This window comes from Pseudoalteromonas sp. T1lg88 (genome assembly GCF_002964765.1).
Lineage (GTDB): Bacteria > Pseudomonadota > Gammaproteobacteria > Enterobacterales > Alteromonadaceae > Pseudoalteromonas.
On the sequence record NZ_PQCF01000031.1, the window covers coordinates 425,117 to 441,874 of the forward strand.

Annotated in this window: 21 protein-coding genes and 1 pseudogene; 8 read left to right on the forward strand and 14 right to left on the reverse strand. The window is 50.4% G+C overall.

Features of this window, described 5'->3' with window-relative positions:
• Positions 1 to 16: 16 nt before the first annotated feature.
• Positions 17 to 939, reverse strand: a pseudogene (locus C2M34_RS11120) (cation diffusion facilitator family transporter).
• Positions 940 to 1,004: 65 nt separating this feature from the next.
• Complete coding sequence (locus C2M34_RS11125) at positions 1,005 to 1,202, reverse strand: hypothetical protein (RefSeq protein WP_105201567.1); 198 nt, start codon at positions 1,200 to 1,202, stop codon at positions 1,005 to 1,007.
• On the opposite strand from C2M34_RS11125, the gene C2M34_RS11130 reads away from it, so the two are divergent.
• Complete coding sequence (locus tag C2M34_RS11130; protein ID WP_105258793.1) at positions 1,201 to 2,043, forward strand: patatin-like phospholipase family protein; 843 nt, start codon at positions 1,201 to 1,203, stop codon at positions 2,041 to 2,043. The two genes, C2M34_RS11125 and C2M34_RS11130, sit on opposite strands and share 2 nt — an antisense overlap.
• A 57-nt stretch (positions 2,044 to 2,100) precedes the next feature.
• A complete protein-coding gene (locus C2M34_RS11135) occupies positions 2,101 to 3,396 on the forward strand; it encodes a hypothetical protein (protein WP_158681433.1) in 1,296 nt (431 codons plus the stop codon).
• A 145-nt stretch (positions 3,397 to 3,541) separates the two neighbouring features.
• On the opposite strand, the gene ahpF is transcribed toward C2M34_RS11135, so the two are convergent.
• Together ahpF and ahpC are read right to left on the reverse strand one after the other, a co-directional pair.
• Positions 3,542 to 5,095 carry an alkyl hydroperoxide reductase subunit F gene (gene ahpF, locus C2M34_RS11140; protein ID WP_105258795.1) on the reverse strand — a complete coding sequence of 518 codons (1,554 nt, stop codon included), beginning with the start codon at positions 5,093 to 5,095 and terminating at the stop codon, positions 3,542 to 3,544.
• A gap of 74 nt (positions 5,096 to 5,169) precedes the next feature.
• Entirely contained in the window at positions 5,170 to 5,739 is a 570-nt protein-coding gene (gene ahpC / locus C2M34_RS11145; protein ID WP_105201571.1) for an alkyl hydroperoxide reductase subunit C, read from the reverse strand.
• A gap of 350 nt (positions 5,740 to 6,089) precedes the next feature.
• On the opposite strand from ahpC, the gene C2M34_RS11150 reads away from it, so the two are divergent.
• Positions 6,090 to 7,115 (forward strand): PliI family lysozyme inhibitor of I-type lysozyme, encoded by a 1,026-nt coding sequence (locus C2M34_RS11150; protein WP_158681434.1) that lies wholly within the window; start codon positions 6,090 to 6,092, stop codon positions 7,113 to 7,115.
• Between the two features lie 252 nt (positions 7,116 to 7,367).
• Here C2M34_RS11150 and C2M34_RS11155 read toward each other — a convergent pair whose 3' ends face one another.
• The 8 genes from C2M34_RS11155 to C2M34_RS11190 form a co-directional block, all read right to left on the reverse strand.
• On the reverse strand, positions 7,368 to 7,730 hold the full coding sequence (locus C2M34_RS11155; RefSeq protein ID WP_105258797.1) for a hypothetical protein: 363 nt from the start codon (positions 7,728 to 7,730) through the stop codon (positions 7,368 to 7,370).
• Positions 7,731 to 7,873: 143 nt separating this feature from the next.
• Positions 7,874 to 8,329, reverse strand: coding sequence for a macro domain-containing protein (locus C2M34_RS11160; protein ID WP_105258798.1), 456 nt, complete (start codon positions 8,327 to 8,329; stop codon positions 7,874 to 7,876).
• Between the two features lie 68 nt (positions 8,330 to 8,397).
• Positions 8,398 to 8,643: a DUF6868 family protein gene (locus C2M34_RS16045; RefSeq protein WP_105258799.1), complete on the reverse strand. Its 246-nt coding sequence runs from the start codon at positions 8,641 to 8,643 to the stop codon at positions 8,398 to 8,400.
• A 109-nt stretch (positions 8,644 to 8,752) separates the two neighbouring features.
• Positions 8,753 to 9,043: a DUF6966 domain-containing protein gene (locus tag C2M34_RS11170; protein ID WP_105189144.1), complete on the reverse strand. Its 291-nt coding sequence runs from the start codon at positions 9,041 to 9,043 to the stop codon at positions 8,753 to 8,755.
• A gap of 93 nt (positions 9,044 to 9,136) precedes the next feature.
• A complete protein-coding gene (locus tag C2M34_RS11175; protein WP_234398813.1) occupies positions 9,137 to 9,538 on the reverse strand; it encodes a DUF523 domain-containing protein in 402 nt (133 codons plus the stop codon).
• A gap of 158 nt (positions 9,539 to 9,696) precedes the next feature.
• Positions 9,697 to 10,014: a hypothetical protein gene (locus tag C2M34_RS11180; RefSeq protein WP_105258800.1), complete on the reverse strand. Its 318-nt coding sequence runs from the start codon at positions 10,012 to 10,014 to the stop codon at positions 9,697 to 9,699.
• 12 nt (positions 10,015 to 10,026) lie between these two features.
• Entirely contained in the window at positions 10,027 to 10,536 is a 510-nt protein-coding gene (locus C2M34_RS11185; protein WP_105258801.1) for a GNAT family N-acetyltransferase, read from the reverse strand.
• An 11-nt stretch (positions 10,537 to 10,547) separates the two neighbouring features.
• Complete coding sequence (locus tag C2M34_RS11190) at positions 10,548 to 10,982, reverse strand: GNAT family N-acetyltransferase (RefSeq protein WP_105258802.1); 435 nt, start codon at positions 10,980 to 10,982, stop codon at positions 10,548 to 10,550.
• Positions 10,983 to 11,141: 159 nt separating this feature from the next.
• On the opposite strand from C2M34_RS11190, the gene C2M34_RS11195 reads away from it, so the two are divergent.
• From C2M34_RS11195 to C2M34_RS11215, 5 genes are all read left to right on the forward strand, one after another.
• A complete protein-coding gene (locus tag C2M34_RS11195) occupies positions 11,142 to 11,555 on the forward strand; it encodes a DUF3429 domain-containing protein (protein WP_105258878.1) in 414 nt (137 codons plus the stop codon).
• Positions 11,556 to 11,619: 64 nt separating this feature from the next.
• Positions 11,620 to 11,991: a hypothetical protein gene (locus C2M34_RS11200; protein ID WP_105201580.1), complete on the forward strand. Its 372-nt coding sequence runs from the start codon at positions 11,620 to 11,622 to the stop codon at positions 11,989 to 11,991.
• Positions 11,992 to 11,997: 6 nt separating this feature from the next.
• Complete coding sequence (locus C2M34_RS11205; protein ID WP_105214373.1) at positions 11,998 to 12,807, forward strand: Rossmann-like fold-containing protein; 810 nt, start codon at positions 11,998 to 12,000, stop codon at positions 12,805 to 12,807.
• 131 nt (positions 12,808 to 12,938) lie between these two features.
• Positions 12,939 to 14,447, forward strand: coding sequence for an FG-GAP repeat domain-containing protein (locus C2M34_RS11210; protein WP_105201582.1), 1,509 nt, complete (start codon positions 12,939 to 12,941; stop codon positions 14,445 to 14,447).
• Positions 14,448 to 14,638: 191 nt separating this feature from the next.
• Entirely contained in the window at positions 14,639 to 15,205 is a 567-nt protein-coding gene (locus C2M34_RS11215; protein ID WP_105201583.1) for a DUF2799 domain-containing protein, read from the forward strand.
• On the opposite strand, the gene C2M34_RS11220 is transcribed toward C2M34_RS11215, so the two are convergent.
• Positions 15,185 to 15,880 (reverse strand): SGNH/GDSL hydrolase family protein, encoded by a 696-nt coding sequence (locus C2M34_RS11220; RefSeq protein ID WP_158681435.1) that lies wholly within the window; start codon positions 15,878 to 15,880, stop codon positions 15,185 to 15,187. The two genes, C2M34_RS11215 and C2M34_RS11220, sit on opposite strands and share 21 nt — an antisense overlap.
• A gap of 39 nt (positions 15,881 to 15,919) precedes the next feature.
• On the reverse strand, positions 15,920 to 16,735 hold the full coding sequence (locus C2M34_RS11225; RefSeq protein ID WP_199878790.1) for an MBL fold metallo-hydrolase: 816 nt from the start codon (positions 16,733 to 16,735) through the stop codon (positions 15,920 to 15,922).
• Positions 16,736 to 16,758 lie beyond the last annotated feature (23 nt).

Sequence of the window (16,758 nt, forward strand, 5' to 3'; positions counted from 1 at the left end):
TGTCGGCACCAGGCGTCTAACTCGCCCCGCTGACCCCACAGGGCTGATGATTACCGTCAATGGCACTGGCTTCAATCTGCAACACGCTATGGGCTATGCTGAACTTGCTCTGCAGCATCTGCTCCGCAGCGGCGCGACATTTGGCATCATGGGCGGCCAAGGTACAGTGATGTTTCAACACAATATGCGCACCGACCGCGGGGGCATTATCCACCATGGACACGGTAACATTGTGAACGCTGGCGACATGGTCGAGCTGAGCCAGCGCTTTTTCCACCCGAGCCGCTTTGGGCAAGGCAGGGGCAGCGCCACGCAAACGCTGCAAACATTGGTAAATCAGGCGCAAGCCAGTCACCAGCACAAATACCGCTATCAACATGCTAAAGAGCACATCCACCTGCTGCCAGCCGGTCAAGACAATAATCACGCTCGCCACCAAGGTAGTGACCGTGGAAAGCAAATCGAAAAAGGTATGTAAAAACACCGCATACACGTTAATGCTTTCTTTGCGGCCTTTATAGAGCACCCAGGCCGCAGTGCCATGAAACAAAAAACCCAGCATGGACACCAGCGCCATAATTTGCGGATTCACATCACCGCGTTCATGGCCGTGGTGCAAATCAACAAAGCGATCCGTACCCAAGGTTAAAATGGTCAAACTGATGGCCAGATATAAACTGCCGTTGATAAGCCCGCCAACCAGCTCTGCCTTGTTAAAGCCATCATTAAAGTTGCGCGCCAGATGAATGGCATGGACGAAGCCAGAATAGCGATAAACAAGGTGCTGTTATGCACGAACAGGTGTCCGGCATCGGCAAACACCGCCAGGGAATTAGCAAAATACGCCGCCACCAGCTGAATAACCATAAAACTACACGTGATGCTCAAAGCGATAAGCAAGCGTTTACGTGAAGCCTGATGGGTGGTGATGTCGGTCATGGGCGCAAGGTCACTAAAGAGGAGAAATGATATATAGTAGCAATTGTAATTGTTTTGCGACAACATTACACCCGTTTTCCACACTTCACCGCTGCGTATGCTGTAAAATCAGCCATGGTGACATGAGAGGCGCGCAACAGCTCCCCAGCCCTAACAAAGTAAAGCGCCGGCACTGGTCCCATTTTCTGGCTCCCCTGACCATTAGGTGGTAGGCTGAATTTAAAGATAAACTCCCCAATAAACAAAGTGTTGGTTTTTAACATGGCAACTTCTTCTCTTAAGCATGCCCTGGTCGTAGAAGGCGGCGCAATGCGCGGCATCTTTGCCACTGGCGTACTCGATGCCTGGCTAGCGGCCAATTATCAACCCTTTGATATGTACTTTGGTGTGTCGGCGGGCGCCACTAACATCGCCGCTTTTTTGTGCGCCCAGCAGGGGCGTAACTACAAGGTGATCACCGACTACTCCTGTCGCCCCGAATTTATCAGCTATGGGCGCTTTATCCGCGGTGGCCACCTGTTTGATTTGGACTGGTTGTGGCATAAAACCATCAGTGAAATTCGCTTAGACCTGGCGACCTTTGCCAGCCAAAGTGCCCCATTTTATGTGGTTGCGACCAATGTGCACAACGCCCAAGCCGAGTATATTCAAGGCACGGCTGAAAACCTGGAGCAGGTGCTAAAGGCCTCCTGCGCCTTGCCATTGGCGTACAGAGATTACCCCGAATATCAGGGCCAATTCTATACCGATGGCGGCATTGGCGACTCCATTCCCGTGCGCCAGGCCTACGCCATGGGCGCGCGTAAAATCACAGTGATCCTCTCTCAGCCTCTGGGCTATCGTACAAAACCGGCGAAATTCAACTGGCTGACCCAACGCCTGTTAAAAAACACGCCAGCACTGGCCAAAAGCATGACTAACCGCTGGGCTGACTACAATGCCAGCCTGGATTTTATTATGCAGCCGCCGGGCGACTGTGAGATAGATATTATTGCTCCACCGACTGAGTTCGACATCTCCCGTACCACTCGGGATTTAGCCAAACTCGATGCCGGTTATGCCATGGGGCGCAACGCCGCACAGGCGTTTATCAGTGCGCCCTAGCGGTGCCCTTTCACCCAATTTCTCAGCCTTAAGGACAAAGTTGACAGGATGTCAGATATGAATAACGCAGTAACTAAACCCACCAGCTCATCAACTTATTCTCGAGGGACGTCTCCCTGGCAAGGGCCAGATCAACACACACTCAGTCTGGCAGAAGCTGTGGCCGACGAATTTGACTTCCCACGGCCCTCCTCTGCCTATCGCACCCTGGACAAGGTGTTCTTTATACTTGCCCTGCTTGCAGTCCCCGTACTACTCATTGGCATGGGAGTAAGCGTCGGCCTGGCTCTTAGTCATGGCCTGTTTTGGCAAAACATCATAGCCGACAGCCATGCCTGGCAATTTGCCGGTTATTGGTTTACGGTCGCTATCGTTGCAGGAGCGCCTTGGCTGCTTTCTCACCTCTACCTGCGTTGGCGGTATCGAGAATATCTGGATGCCGGCGGGGATATGCTCTCTCCCGAGGAGCACGTTAATATGCATAGGCTCGACTACAGCACGTTGATCAATTTGCAGCCGCTGCATATCCTATCTTTGCTAGACATGAAGCCGTCACAAAGGCTGGATAAAGCAGGCTTTATCGCCAAACATAAGTATTACTGGAGTAACGATTCCCTCACTTTCTATAGTTGGAAACGATCTTGGCTTGGCAATCTGCTGTGGGGGCTAAATGCCCTGAACTTCTTGATGATATTTTTAGGATGGCCTTTTATGCTCATCCAGGTGTTGTCAGAGCCGGTCAATACTCCCGCCTATATCGCGCTTTTTCTAATCTCCGCCGCCCTTCCCTTTATCTATAAAAAGACCAAGGTGCGGGTCACGCGCTTTTATCCCTATTTGGTTTTTTATCGCCTTAGCGGCATGGTCGAGCATTACCATAATGAGGTGCTGCAGTGGCGCTGCCACTTTTCCGAGCTGAACGCCTACGCGAATTTTAGCCCGGGCAATCAGACTCAGCCGCCAAGCACCACCTTGGAAATTTACCCGCGTTACCCACAAAAAACGCCTAGACGACGCGTGCCCTTAAGCACCTGGTGCGCCATTAACGTCAGCGCCGCCACCGAGCTATGGGGCGTTTTACAAGCCTTTATGAATATCAATTGCCCCCTGCCCTTGGTGTTGCCGCTTATGGATAAACGCGACAAGGACGGCGCCAGTCGCGCTCACGCACAGGCGTTTGCAGAGCTCACAACTAATGCTACGGGTTCAGACTCCTTTGAGATGACCCCCACGTACGATGGTGCCTATCGGGCCTGGGTTAAAAAACGCCTGACCCAGGAAATAGGTGCTTTTTATTGGCATGTTGGCGAGTTAGATGTGCAAGAGGAAGAGCAGGAAATGGCCGTTCACTAAGCTCGCTCAGCTAAAACAAAAAAAGCCGCTCAATTGAGCGGCTAGGACACTGCACCACTGGAGATTTCAGGGTGTAAGTGCAGTAGCTTTCTACCAATTCTGTTAAGTATGTGATCAGATATAGCGCTGGATAAATGAATTGGTATTACTCCTGGCCATGACGGATCAGGTAGTCAAAGGCGCCCAGGCTGGCACTGGCGCCTGAGCCCATGGCAATAATAATTTGCTTAAAGGCGGAGTTGGTAGCATCGCCCGCCGCATACACGCCCTCTACATTGGTGGCACCGCGATTATCCACTTCGATTTCACCGAATTGTGACAAGGTCACACCGCTTTCTTTCAACCATTCGGTGTTGGGTACCAAACCGATTTGTACAAATACCCCGGCAATACTGAGCTGATGCTGCTCGCCCGTGTTGCGGTCGGTATAGGTCAGCGCCGTTACCTTATTGCCATCGCCCAGCACCTGTGTAGTTTGCGCGCTTTTGATGATGGTGATATTGGCCATGCTCTGCGCCTTGCGCACCAAAACCTCATCGGCACGCAGGGTATCGGCAAATTCAAGTACGGTTACCTGCTCTACGATATTGGCCAGATCAATGGCCGCCTCAATACCCGAGTTACCACCACCAATTACCGCCACGGGCTTGCCTTTAAACAAGGGGCCGTCACAGTGCGGGCAGTAGGCCACACCGCGGCCGCGATATTCGCGCTCGCCGGGCACGTTCATTTCACGCCAGCGAGCACCGGTCGCCAGGATCACCGCCTTGGCCGTTAAGGTGGCGCCGTTTTCAAGCTCAATGTGGTTGCCATTGTCACTGTAAAGTCGCGATGCACGCTGGTTATCAATCACGTCCACATCATAGTCTTTAACATGCTCCTCAAGCTGGGCCACCAGCTTAGGGCCTTCGGTGGCCTTGACCGAGATAAAGTTCTCAATCGCCAGGGTATCGGCAACCTGGCCGCCAAAGCGCTCCGCCACCACGCCGGTGCGCAACCCTTTACGAGCCGCATAAATGGCCGCGGATGCGCCAGCCGGACCGCCACCAACAACCAGTACGTCATAGGGGTCTTTTTCATTTAACAGCTCGGCCTGACGGGCACTGGCGCCTGCGTCCACCTTGGTGAGGATATCGTTTAGGCTGATGGCGCCCTGGCTGAAGACTTCACCGTTTAGGTATACCGTGGGCACCGCCATAATATTGCGGGCCTCTACTTCGTCCTGGAATAAGGCGCCATCGACCATGGTAGTGGTGATCTGTGTGTTCAGTGCCGCCATGGTATTAAGGGCCTGCACCACGCCCGGACAGGTCTGACAGCTTAAGGAGATATAAATCTCAAAATTCAGTTCCTTATCCAGTGCTTTGATTTGCTCAACCTGAGCCGCATCGGCCTTGGTGGCAATCCCGCCGCTGTGCAGTATGGCCAGTACCAAAGAGGTAAATTCATGGCCCATGGGCACCCCGGCAAAGGCAATGGCGGTGCCCTGCTCACCCTTAACCGTCATCGATGGGCGGCGGGCCTGGTCATCATTATTTGTACTGATGCGAATGCGCTCGCTTAGCGATGCAAGATCATTGGCCAGCGCCTGTAATTCGTTACTTTTGTTCGTGTCGTCGAGGGCAAGAACCAGCTCTATGTCACCCGTCAACGTACTAAAATGGCTTGATAATTGATTTTTAATTGCAGTGTCTAACATGGTTTGCCTCAACAATTTAGAAGAAAAAGGCGGTGTCTCCACCGCCACAGTCTGACTTATTTAACCCGGCCGACTTAGATTTTGCCGATTAAGTCCAGTGAAGGCGCAAGCGTCTCTTCACCTGGCTGCCATGATGCCGGACATACTTCACCATCGTGAGTGGCGATGTACTGAGCGGCTTGAACCTTACGCAGTAGCTCTGACGCGCTGCGGCCAATACCCAGGTCATGCGTTTCAACGACCTTGATTTCACCCTCAGGGTTAATCACGAAGGTACCGCGCAGTGCCAAACCTTCTTCTTCAATCATTACCCCGAAGTTGCGGGTAATTTGACCTGTTGGGTCACCAATCATAGGAAATTGGATTTTCTTAATAGTGTCTGAGGCGTCGTGCCATGCCTTGTGGGTGAAGTGGGTGTCGGTTGATACCGAGTACACCTCTACGCCCATTTCCTGCAGCTTGGCATAGTGGTCAGCCAAATCGCCCAGCTCGGTAGGACATACAAAGGTAAAGTCCGCCGGGTAGAAGAACACGATTGACCATTTGCCCAGTAAATCCTGCTCGCTCACCTGAGTGAAATCGCCGTTGTGGAAGGCTGTGGCTGTGAATGGTTTGATTTTAGTGTTGATTAAAGAGTTGCTCATTTTATCCTCTCATTTATCTCAATGATTTAAGTGAATTAGTGCGGGAAGTACCTTGCCCCGCTGGCTTGATTACTAAGATAACGATGAGGGGTTGATAAATAAAATTGATTGTTTAGATTACTTCAATCGTATTTTGTGATTGATTTAGTGCCGCACCGGAAATACTCACTTTTTGCGGTAATCACAGTCGCGCCATAAACAGTGCCAAGAGGAGTAACAAGAATTGCATCGTAAGTAATCGAACTCAATTGAGCCCTAGGTAAACTCGTCTAAGCTCACTGGGTACAGTCGATGTTTTATGTTAGATTGGCGTGATACCTAGTTTAGAAACAAGCCGCAAGATTTAACTTATGATGAAAAAGACCCTTATTGTCGCCTTAAGCATTGCCCTGGCAGCCTGTCAGGACGAGCCGCTAGCAGCCAAACAAGATAAGACCGAGGCACAGGCACAGGAAAACGCGACTTCGACCGCGCCAACAACTACACAAACAGCAACTTTCAGCCCTGCAGGTAATTATGTCAGTGGCGAATACCACAAACGCGACCAAGGTTATGACTGGATGGCGGTCCAGGTGAGTCAAAGCGGCCCCGAGCAAATCAATGTATCAATACGCTCTCGTATCGATAGAAAGCGCCCGACCTGTACCTACACGGGCACGGCACAGCGATTAAGCGACACCCGCTATAAGGCCGAAACCCAGGGCACCGCCATACTCTTTGACTTCACCGCGCAAGGCATTGAGATAGGCACAGAACAGCCAGAAGCCGAAGGCATGCTTAATTTCTTCTGCTCCGGCGGCGCCTCAATTAAGGGCGGCTACAGCAAACTGAGTGAGCCTTTGGACAACAGCCAGCTGGACCAAAGCATCTTCAATAAAACTCTGGTGTTACAAGGCATTGGCTTTAATGTCACCTCCTTTAAGGGCGAAGGTGAAAACCGGCTAACCATAGCGCCCTTTGGCTTATCCATCAGCAATGAGGCGGTCAGCCATGGGATTAATGGCCGTGTGGTGGGCGCCGAGATTGAAGACTTAAACTCCGATGGCTATCCCGAGCTCTTGGTCTTTACCCAATCCGATGGCAGTGGCAGTTATGGTGAGGTGATCGGCTATTCGGTGAATAACAAAAAATCCATGAGCCAGATTTATTTTCAACCCGTGACCGAGCAGCCTAAGATCAGCGCCGGCTACATGGGCCATGATGAGTTCGCCATCGTAGAAACCTCTCTGGTGCAGCGTTTCCCTGTTTATGGCGAAAGCGACACCAATGCCGGACAAACGAAGAAAATGCGTCAGGTGCAGTACAAGCTGGTCGATGGCGAAGCTATGCGCCGCTTTGTTATCGATAAGGTGGTGGAGCTGGATTTACCTCATTAATGGCTTTACTTAGAGCGCCTTTGGCTGCGGGCGAGGCGTTTGCCGATAGATCTTGTGACGTTGGGCTACGAGCGTCCCAAGCAAGGCTTCGCAGCGCAAATCTAAACGGGAGGATCGATACCTGATCGTCTGCGTTTTTTGGTGAATGGGTATGGCTAAAAACTGATATCAACGCCGTTGGAAGGGCATACAAGCCAACGGCTTGGCTGTACCGCGCAGGCCCGAAGGGCTGGAGAAAACTTGACAACCTTGCTAGGCATTTCTTTCCAAATCATCCGTATACTTTTTAAGCCCTTCAGCGTACCACTTTAGAATGAGTATTTCCCTTTTTGAAGGCTTTTTCATCCATGAGAAAGGCTTTCTATAGTTAGGGAACATGAACTTCAGAGGCATAACCAGCAAGGTAATAACACCAAAGCCAGAGACAAGTGCACCCAATCCAAAAAACAGAATTAGCACCCACAACTTTGGTGATAAAGCTGTGTATGGGCCAATCAATATTTCTGGGCCAAATAACTTAACTGCAACAGCTTCACCACCGTATATACCAGCTACACCTGCGGATAATGTAACCCCAATGGTAACCACAAATAATAGAACTCTTTGAATCAACATTTCAGATGCCTAATAGGTTATTAGTAATTCCTTACAAGACAGCTTACCTTGCAAGCTTGATACCTTCCACGGTACACGATTCACTTTAACTGGACTATATTAAGGTGCATGGTGGCGCGCTAAAAACTGCAGGTCAAAGTTCGTTAGGGTGCGAATTTCACCAGGGTGTGGTTTTCACCGGCAAGCTCAGATTCAATAATTTGCGAAATGACATTCCAGTCACCGCCCGCCAGCCCAGCGCCAATTAAGGGGTAGCCAAAGCGAGAGCAACTGAACTCTTTTTTAAGCCGCGAAAAGACACTTTGGATTGCTTGGTAGTCTGCTTTTACACCGCGTCCATGCCCATTAAACTGGGTGTAAGCATTGATGACAGTTATGGTGTTACCGTTTCTTACAACACTAGCTTGAGAATAAGTACCCAGTTTTTGTTTTGAACCTTTTTCAGTATCCAGGTCGGCCTTGAATGCTTCAGGAAATTCAGCTTTTATTGCTTTTGCAATACCTGCCCCCATGGTGCAAAAACAATTGCACCCATGAATGATGACATCAAATTCACCAGCCAGGGCGAGCTTAATTAAATCACCTTCTACGATTTTCATTATTACTCCCTGGCATCAGAGGCTTGTTTCACAGTTCCACCTTAACACCTTATTATGCTGAGCTTTATCTATGCCATTAACTTGAGTGCGATATAGGGTGTAAGGTTTAAAAGCAATATACCTAATTTATAATTACCCATGAAATTAAAGTATATACGTGGCAATTCGGAAGGCGCGACGTCTGCAATTTTACTGTGAAGATTAATAGTGAAATCTTTAAATACCAAAATAAAAAATGCGGACAGCAAATAAAAAGCCAGATTTATTACCGTACACCAACCGAAAAAAGCAGTAAGTTCATTTACACCGAGCATAATTTATATCTCCGTAATTTGGGTTCAGCCTAACGCGCCACTAAGGGGCTGTACTTTAGCGCGTCCCCATCACCTTGAGGGCAAAGTCCGACATAACTTCAGCACCTTATTAAGTGATAAATTCATGATTTTCCTTAATGTAATTTGCCAGGTCCCAAGCCTTGGACCTTAAAAAACAAAACCTTTCATCTTTTTCTTTGCTTGATTGGATCCAAACATCATTAAATGAACCCAGCCCGCCATAGCCAGCCAACAAATGCTCTATCCCTGAAAAGTCAGACTTTTTTAATCGGGTTTCAGCAAGGAGCAAAAATTTAACCCAATGCTCTTGGTCATCTTCTGATGTTAACTGTCGAAGCTCGGTTAAAACTTCAATTAATTGATTCGTTTTTTCACCCATACATATCACGCCGTGTTAGCTATCTTGTTCCAGCTCTGCTCTGAGGCTAGCTATGGTATATTGACTGAATACGCGAATACCCTCACGTTCTAGTTATGCGGCCGTTACTCCCAAACCATCTATTTTAGTGCCGCTAAATGTACCATCGTAGATTTTTGCACTACCGCAGGAGGGGCTGCCCTCAGCGAGCACCGCGTACTTTATTTGTTGTTCTTGGCATAGTTTCAACGCATTGTTTGCGCCAGCAATAAACCGATGAGTGACATCAACACCATCCTTGCCAACAACACTCGCAGCACCTTTCAGGACGTCAGCTCCTTGACCTGCGATTATTTCAGCCGGGGCTCTGGGAATGGGTAAACCTGCCGAGACCTCGGGACAACAAACCACAAGTTCAACATGTGATTGCAGCCAATTTAAATCAGACTCTGGCACAGATAAACAACTCGCATTGTAGCGAACCTTGTTTCCAAGCAAACACGCACTGACTAACACCTTTTCCAAGTGTAGCTCCTTAAATTTAAAAAATAGCTAACGCGGCGGATCGCCTTGTTATAAATTATTTTGGTACTTTGTCGCCCCAACCAAAACACCCCCATCAAAGTCTTCAATGCAAGCAAACACGTTATCATCTCCCTGATACGAAACGCGCGCTAGCGGTTTGCATGGGCAAAGAGGCAATTAAACTTTCTAACCGGGCCGATAAAAAGGGCCGCCACCAGGGTAACAACGACAAACTGGCCAATAAAAAGCAGCGCGAGCTTAGGCCAAAAACTCACTTCTTCTGTGAATAAAGGGTGCCACACATGGATCAGAGTCAAATTTCCGGGAAACAGCAACACCTGAATTCCAGGCATTGGGCCGCCCCAGTAATCCCACAGATTCCAACTAAGGGTGAAGGCGATCGCGCCAACTACAAGGGCAACAATGCCGGTATAGATGGCGAGGGTGAGAGTGTTAACTTGAGTCATTGTGCTAGCGATCTATCGGCCGTGATACTCATAGAGATTATTTTCTAAGCCATACAGCTCCTTGGTGCCTGTTAAATTAAAGCCGATACTTTCCAATAAGTGCATGGATCTTAGGTTATTGGGAGCGGTAACGGCTAAAATGGTGTACATGCTATGCTCAGCCACAGCTTGTTTTAACACGGCTTCGGCCGCCTCCCGGGCGTAGCCCTTGCCACAAAATTCGGGTAAAAACGCGTAGCCCAAATCCGGATGCTCCAACTCTTCTCTTTTTAATAACCCGCACATGCCTATGGGTGTTGATTCACCTTTTAACTGCACCAGGTTCAGGCCAAAGCCATTGGTCTTGTAACTGGCCATGGGGCCATTCGTTAGATGATTTATCGCATCTTGGTGCGTACGAACATTTTTATCCGCGATATAACGTATAAAGGACTCGTCATTGAGTAAGCGCAAGATAAAGTCGGCATCACCCAAATCCAGTTGCCTGATGATTAATCTTTCGGTTTCACAGAGCACGGTCATTGGTAAACCCCTCACACATCCAGCATAGAAAAATGATGACTGGCAATATTAAAGCCCTCACGCAGATAAAAACGGTGGGCGGGGAAGCGCTGGACACCCGAGTCGAGGTGGATTTGCGTGCATTGATTAGCCTTAGCGTAGTCCTTAAACCAGCTTATCAGGAAATGCCCGACGCCCTGGCTGCGACAGGCGCTATTGGTTACCAGGTCGTCGATATAAATGCATTTGCCCCAGGCGAGTTTCTCTGTGACCACAAAGCCGGCCACCGCCAAAATTCCGCTATCGGCTTGCACATACACCAGCTGGTAACCCTGGGCCAGTTGTTTTTTCACCTGCGCCGCCAAGGTTTCCAGTGTATATTGGCCACGCAACTGCAATAAGACTTCAAGTACCTCAGAGTGCTCTCCTGGGTAATCCTGATCTTGGGTTACAAAATGAACCTGCATATCCCTATCCCCTTCTTATTAATTTGCTCAACCCTTAAGCTAACAGCACCTTGCAGCGCTGGCAATTGCCCAATAAAAGCAGGCGGAAAGATTATTGAACTTAGTGCCCGCTGGCACGTACAATTGGTAGGTTGCTAATTTGCGGAGTTATTTGTGGCTATTGAGCGCTATGTAAATCATATTCAACTGGGTTATTTGGGTTTGTTGCCCTTTTTGGCCATGCAGGGCTGGACCTTATTATCCGGTCAGGGCGAGTCGGTTGCCCCCTTATTTATCTATTACAGTATCGCCATTGTCAGCTTTTTAGCCGGTCAGCTGTGGCGCCCGGGCAACCAGCCCCACGGCCGCGCCATTGCCGCCATAGTGCCAATTTTACCCATTCCGCTGTTGGCGTTAGGCAACAGCATTTTCACCCTGGCCTGGCTCAGTGCCAGCTATTGGCTGGTGTTACTGTTTGAGGTCAAGGCGCCTGCTTGGCAAGAGCACCATAAGGACTATCGCAAGATGCGCTTTGTGCTGACTTCCGTGGTGTTTGTAACCCACCTGCTGATGATCGCCAGCCTTCTCGACTGAACCCTTAGACAGTCCGGCGCCTATGCATTACACTGCGCCGGCCTAACAGAATACGAGCAAAATTATGATAGATGCCCTGCGCCGCGCCCTGGATGAGATCGGTGAAATTTACGTTGAAAAAAATGCCGCCTTTAAGGTGAAAGTAATCCCGTTTTTCTGCGCGGTAAACATTAAAAAAGACCACAAGCGTGAAGGCAAACTCACCTTCTACAGCAATCAACTGCTGGAAATTGCCATGGTTTTGCTGTTTATCATGTTTGGCGCCACCATTTATAACCCGGAGCTGGGCTTCACTCATGGTCCGGTGCATTTTGCCATTGCCGCCCTGATTGCCCTGCATGTGCTTATTCGCCAAATCGCCATCGAATCACTCAAGGCGCGTTTATATGCAGCCGGGGCTCTGCGCCGCGACGAGCCGCAGCCACAAGGTGAATAAGTAATCATGTATTTGCAGCGCAACTGGCGGGTGTTAACCGTAGGCGATGGCGATCTCACCTTCACCAAGGCTTTATTGGATTTCTACCCGGCGTCGCAATTACACGGCAGTGTGTACGACAGCGAAACAACGCTGCGCGATAAATACCAGCACCACGGCATAGATGCGCTGCGCGCCGCAAAGGTCAGCCTTGATTTTGAATTTGACGTCACCGCCACCGAAAGCTGGCAGCGCCTGGGTGAAAAGCGCTTCGATCTGGTTATTTTCCAATTTCCGCTGTTAAGCCAGCTCGGCTCAGAGCAGGCCTTTGCCGCGGCAAAACAAAACGGCGGCTTGAATATTCTCAATCGCGCCCTGTTGCACCAGTATCTGCTCAACAGCGCTCGTTATGCCCTCGCCCCTCAAGGCGCGGGCCTGTGCTACATCACCTCCAAAGACGTTAAACCCTACAGTCATTGGGGCTTAGACCATGCCTTAACATCGCATACGCCGATGCACTTCTTAGGTGAGCAGCAATTTGATTTACGCCGTTTCCCAGGCTACAAAGTGCGTAATGTCGACCGCGACAAGCATGTTAAAGACACACTAGGCATTACCTACACCTACGCCCTCAATGCCGACAGCGAGATAAGCGCGCATTGCCATCGCCGCCATCATCTTGATGACCCCCACTGCTGCTTGCTGTGCCGCGCCGGCCCGTTTCAAAGCGAGCGAGACCGCGAGGGCCATCTTAACTCCAAACAACATCGCCATATGCAGGGCTATGACAGCCAATGGCAACGCTGGCTGGCGGACTTTCATAAAAACACCGACTAAGCGTTAACGCTTGCTCGCATGGTGCCAACGCTTGCTTGCACAGTTTGAACACTTGCTTACATATTGACCCTTGCACTCGAGTGCCGCTGTTGGCACTGTAGTAGAAATAATGCGAACTATTAGAGTTGATCATGAAGGGATTTCTACACACAGCACTGTTGGCCAGCCTGCCATTGGCTTTTATGGCAACGCCCGTGGCGGCCGCATCCGTTCAGGGGGAACCATTCCAAGCTCTGAGCATAGATCTTGATTTTAATATCAGTCGTACACCGCTGAGCGCCGATCTCACGCCTCATCCAGGCAAGGAAATCGTGGTCTTTGGTCGCAATGAAGCCAAGGCCCATCAGGTGGCGGTGCTGGCTGTGGTCGATGGCAGGCTACAACAGGTGGACCGCTTTGCCATCGGCGAAGAGTATTTCGCTTACGATATCAGTGAGCAGGAAAAGAGCGAGCACACGCTATACTTTTTAGCCCATGATCATGTCGGTCGCTATCAGTATCCACAGCAACAAGGCGAACCACGCCTGTTTGCCTTTGCCGATGTGTCTTCTATTTATCGTATTGAGCGCAGTAACTTTATGCGCCAAATCGACTTTATCCATGACTTTAATAACGATGGCGACAGCGACATCATGCTCGCGGATTTCACCGACTTGCATGTATGGCTTTCACAACACGAAGGTGGCCATAAAAAGGTGAGCCTGGATATTGGCAGCCACAGCGTACTCAATGGCGTCGAACTCAACGCCTCACCGGCGCAGGTATTTACCTTAGATCTTAACCAAGACGGTCGCCTTGATATCGCCAATTTGCACGAGGGCAAGCTGCACCTTTACTACGCCCACGGCCGCCATTTTGAACATCAGCAACTGGCGATCCGTGGTGGCATCTACAGCATAGATTGGTGGGATCAGCTCGATGATGATGGCCAGCCCCTTGACCAAAGCGACCTTAGGTACCGCAAATTAGAGCGTTTTGAAGATATCAATGGCGATGCCATTCCTGATTTAGTGGTGCGCTACACCAAGAGCTCCGGGGTGTTCGATAGAAGCAATGATTACGAAATTTATTACGGTAGCCTGGATAAACAGCGCCAACTAAGCTATGCCAATAAAGCAGATACCACGGTCAGCGCCGAGGGCACCTTAACCGATCTGCAACTGCAAGATATCGACGGCGATGGCCGCCTGGAAGTGATGGTCGCCAGCTTTGAGCTCGGGGTATCGCAAGTGATATCAGCCTTGCTCGCCAGCAGCATAGATCAGGATATTCTGCTGTATTGGCAAAACACCCAAGGCCAGTTCCCGAAAAAGCCGTCATTGGACTATGAAACGGAAATGAACTTCAGCATCAGCAAGGGCCGCGCCAGTCAACCCTTGGTCATGCTCGCCGATATCAATGGCGATGGCCGCAAAGACCTGCTGTTCTCCGAAGATAACGACACCCTGGTCTATCGCCTTAACCAAGGCCAGCAGGCCTTTGCCCGCAGCCAAAAGCAAAAACTCGCCCTGCCCCAATCCGGCAGCCATATTAGCAGCACGGATATCAACGACGACGGTAAAAGTGACCTGCTGCTCTATTACGGCCAGCTCGATAAGCCCGAACTCAAGCGCCGCTTAAGCCTGTTGTTTGCCCGCTAACTCAGATGTTTTGGCTCTCACTCAGGGCCCGTCAGGCAGCGCTGTTAATTTAAAAACAGCGCTTGTTCATCCTCGCTACTCTTTAATAACTCACTGAACTTGGGTAAATTACCCCTAATTTATGCCGTTTTGACGGCACTGGATACCACTTAAAGTCGGTATTTCAATAATAACTACAACGGGATTTCACTATGGGTTTAGTCCGAACCGGATTAATGATAATAATGCTGGCACTGCTCAGCGGCTGCTCCAGCATATCGCAGCAGCAGTGCGAACGGGGGGACTGGTTCGATATCGGCTTCAGTCATGGTCAGCAGGGTCGCTCCTTGGCCAATGGTAAAAACATTATTTACGACTGCCTGGAATACGGTGTGCGCCCAACCCTGGAAGATTATAAGCGCGGGCACCAGGAAGGCCTGAAAGATTACTGTGAGCCGGAAAACGCCTTTACCCAAGGCCTTAATGGCAGAGACTATAACCCCATTTGTCGCAGCGAAGAATTTCGCCTCGCCTGGCAACAAGGCCATGACAGATACGTGGTGAACCGCCATCGCCATGAAATATCCTCGCGCCTCAACCAGATTGACGACGAACTGAAACACATTCACTGGCAGTTGCACTCTGAGGAGCTCACCCGCGAGCAGCGCCGCGAACTTAAACACCGCCGCCATCGCCTGGAGCATGAACAGGACGACTTACGTCGCGAGCGCGCCCTGCTACCCATACTGGATAATAAGCTAGAGCTGCATATCCACTGATGCTGCCATCTCCACCCGCGTAATGTGCTCCAAATGGCTATAAATGCACTCGAACAGCAGCCGGTGTCCGGCGCTGTTAGGGTGCACGCCATCGGCGGTCAAGAGCCCAAACCCGCCCCGACTATTGGAAAACAAGGCCGCAACATCGATAAGCGGCACCGAGGTATCCTCGGCCAACTGCGCCAAGGCCTGATTATAACTGGCTATATCCGTATTCAGGCGGCGCTTACCTAGGTTATTGGGAACACCATCCAAGTATTGGGCAACGGGCAGAATATTGATCAATATCGGCTGTACGCCCAACTCCTGGGCATGTTCGATACAGATGCGCAAATTGCTTATAAAACGCGCTAGGGGTACGCTGTGCTGCTGCGCCGTAATCGCCACATCATTAGCGCCATAAGCCAGGGTAACAAAGGTGCGCTGCGGCGCAGCCATATGTGGCGCAGCCATATGCGGCGCAGCCATACGCGGCGCGAGCTCATTCGCAAAGCGCTGCACCAGACCATCGCTGGTCTCTGCGCCTATGCCCATATTGAACACACAGGTTTCGGCCCGTGAGCCGGTCACAAAGCGACAAATTTCTCTCGCTTTTAACCTGTCAACCCAGCCGCCTGCCGCCGCGTCGTTTTCGCCCCGGGTAATACTATCGCCAAAACAAATGATATGAGTCACGATATTGCCTCCAAAAATTAAGCCAGCCGTTAGGCACCGTTAAAATGCCAAGGTCTGACCGTCATCGGGGATCAGCACGCGCTCGCCCAGATCGGCATCCAGCATCGCCTCACCCAGTTGTAAACGGGTTACCGGGCAGTGATCCAGCGCTTCCAGGTGGTTGGCTATCACCTGACCACGAGCGATGGATGCCAGCTCCAACACATCCTCGGCACCCATAATGATTTCGCCACCAAAATCAAAACGGGCACCACCTGCCGGAGCAATGATCACATCGGGCTGTCGGGATTGCACAAAGTCGATAATGGTCTCTGTCAGCAGGGTATCGCCGGTGATATAGACACTGGGCTCCCCCGGCATTTCAATGTAATAACCAACGCCATGGGCCATCAGCTTCCCCACCAAGCCATGACCATGAACACAGGGCACCAACTCTATAAGCCCGCCGGCAAAGGCATTAGCTGAGCGCGATGACAAGGGCATCACATGCAAACCCCGCTTTTTTAAAAACGCCTCATCGGCGTTAGAGGCCAGCACCGGAAGTTGCTTTTGCCTTAACCAGCGCACCGCGGCACGGTCCAGATGATCAAAATGTCCTTTTTGACAATGGGTGATCAAGCAGTGACTGACCTTGGCCAGTAACTCCTCGCTATTATCCGGCAACTCCACCAGTGGGTTTTTGCGCCGCTTTACTCCCAGGTATTTAAGCGCTGGCGCCTTGCCCTGGGGCGCCAGCATGGGGTCCACCAATAAGGTCACTTGTTTATATTCAATGATCACTGTGGCATTACGTATTTGGGTAATTTTCATTGGCGTGCTCGAAAAAGTAACAATGACCTTATTGTATTTCGCCATCGCGGCACCTAATATGGCCAACT